We start from the raw sequence: 1,977 nt of genomic DNA on the forward strand, positions 1-1,977 counted from the left end.
TTTAGAAACTAGCTTAAAGCCGTTTTGAAAAACAAAAATAGAAAAAAATATAGGATTTTTGTTGTTTGCTAACACAGAATCTAACCATACACAATTCCGTTAGCCACAATTAAAAAAAACACAACTATGAAAAATCTGATTACATTATTATTGATTTTTACTTCTATTATCACTTACTCACAAACCACCTACTATACTACGGATGGAAAAAATAGAATGACAGAATCTGAAGTGAAAAATAAACTTTCTGAAATGGAAGTTAAAATGGAAAAAGCTCTTGGAAAAAAAGTATATGCAAACTTAACTATACAGGAAACTGAAACTAAAAAAGATTCTATAATTTCTAAAGTAACTTTTAATATAAGCGACAAAAAACACGATGAACTTATTACAGCTGGACCTTTATCTGAATTTAAAGATAAGGATTTCCCAAAATTTGACTTAAAAACTTTAGAAGGAAAAAATTTCAACTCTGAAAAACTAAAAGGTAAACCAACAATGATTAACTTTTGGTTTACTAAATGTGCACCTTGCATAGACGAAATGCCAATCTTGAATGAAATTAAGAAAAAGTATAAAGACGACTTTAATTTTATAGCAATTACTTATGAAAACACTAAAGACGTTGAAAAATTCTTAAAAAAACATCCTTTCAATTTCAAGCATCTTGTTGACGCTAAAGATTTTACTGACTTTTTAGGAATGAAAGCATATCCTATGAATTTATTTTTGGATAAAAATGGTGTCTTAAAATACATTAAAGGTGGAATTCCATATGTAAAATTAGAACGAGAAGAATTGAAAATGGGAGAAGGAAACGAGATAATTGAAATAATTGAAAAACTGAAATAACTGTGGCTAACACCGTGTATAAACCATTGCTGGGTCTGTGCTCATCTGGAAAATTCTTGGGAATTTTCCAGCGTAGTTTTGTATCTTTAATGGTTCGTGCTTTCACACGCAACGGTCCATACACAACAACGTTGGCAACCATATGAGAAACACTATTACAATCATATTACTTTTAGTTTTCGGAACAGTCTTTTCGCAAGATGATTGTAAAGATTATAAGGAAAACTACATTCCAAAAAACCTTAAAGATGCAATTGAGTATTTGAATTGTGAATTGTCGGAATCTGACAAAACGGAATTCAAAAACAAAGAAGAGGACGATGCTGTAACTGAATTACATTTTGGAACTGGAATGGGAATTAGAAATGGTTGGGAATTATGGAAAGGTAAAAACCAAATATCAAGATTTTTCAATTCCAAAGGGATTTCTCATCCAGATGATATCTCATCAATAATTTTGACCTCTTTTCATCGAGAATTGAACAATAAACCAATTGACTTGGATTCACAAATCAAGTATTACAAAAGTTATTGGGAAAATTCCAGAAAGGAATTGGAAGAAAAGGAACAAAATCAAATAGAGTTGAGTAAAAAAGAATTCGACAATTTTGAAATCAATGAATCTGTTAAAATTGAGTTTGAAATTAATAAGCAAGGAAAAAATGTTTGGGCTTATCGAATTCAAAAATATCCTAACTTGAATGAGGAACCGAATTGCTACATTAAAGGAACAATAATTAAGAAGAAAAAGAAGACTCGTAAACGCGGAAAATATATTCTGACAATATTGTTATCCGACATTTGTGGTAACGAAAAAGCCATTTTTAATGGAGAAGAAGACGGACTAAATATTAATCAAGAATATGATTTTAGTCTAATGAATTTTAAAATAAGTAAAAATTAAAAATACGGTTGCCAACAACGTGTATAACCCATTGTTTACTTTGTGTGTACTCGGAAAATCCTGCGGATTTTCCTCTGGCTCGTTTTCTTTTGCTATTTTAGTTGCTAAACCAAAACAACGTGCCATACACGTATTCCAAGATCAAATCCTAATAAATATTCTAGTTTATTTTTAAGCTGCATGTTGTTGAAGAACCACATATGGAGTTCCTCTCTTAACTA

General features: G+C 30.2%; 2 protein-coding genes. Both read left to right on the forward strand.

Annotated features, from left to right (window positions below; genetic code table 11):
- Positions 1–126 precede the first annotated feature (126 nt).
- On the forward strand, positions 127–852 hold the full coding sequence (locus tag H593_RS0115370; protein WP_028873239.1) for a TlpA family protein disulfide reductase: 726 nt from the start codon (positions 127–129) through the stop codon (positions 850–852).
- 142 nt (positions 853–994) lie between these two features.
- On the forward strand, positions 995–1,756 hold the full coding sequence (locus tag H593_RS20210; RefSeq protein ID WP_051229773.1) for a DUF6794 domain-containing protein: 762 nt from the start codon (positions 995–997) through the stop codon (positions 1,754–1,756).
- Positions 1,757–1,977: the final 221 nt, after the last annotated feature.

Origin of the sequence: Psychroserpens burtonensis DSM 12212, from assembly GCF_000425305.1 — a bacterium.
Taxonomy (GTDB): Bacteria; Bacteroidota; Bacteroidia; order Flavobacteriales; family Flavobacteriaceae; genus Psychroserpens; species Psychroserpens burtonensis.

Excerpts from the sequence above, each read along its gene's own strand:
- H593_RS20210 (WP_051229773.1), top strand. The coding sequence starts at position 995 with ATGAGAAACACTATTACAATCATATTACTTTTAGTTTTCGGAACAGTC.
- H593_RS0115370 (WP_028873239.1), top strand. The coding sequence starts at position 127 with ATGAAAAATCTGATTACATTATTATTGATTTTTACTTCTATTATCACT.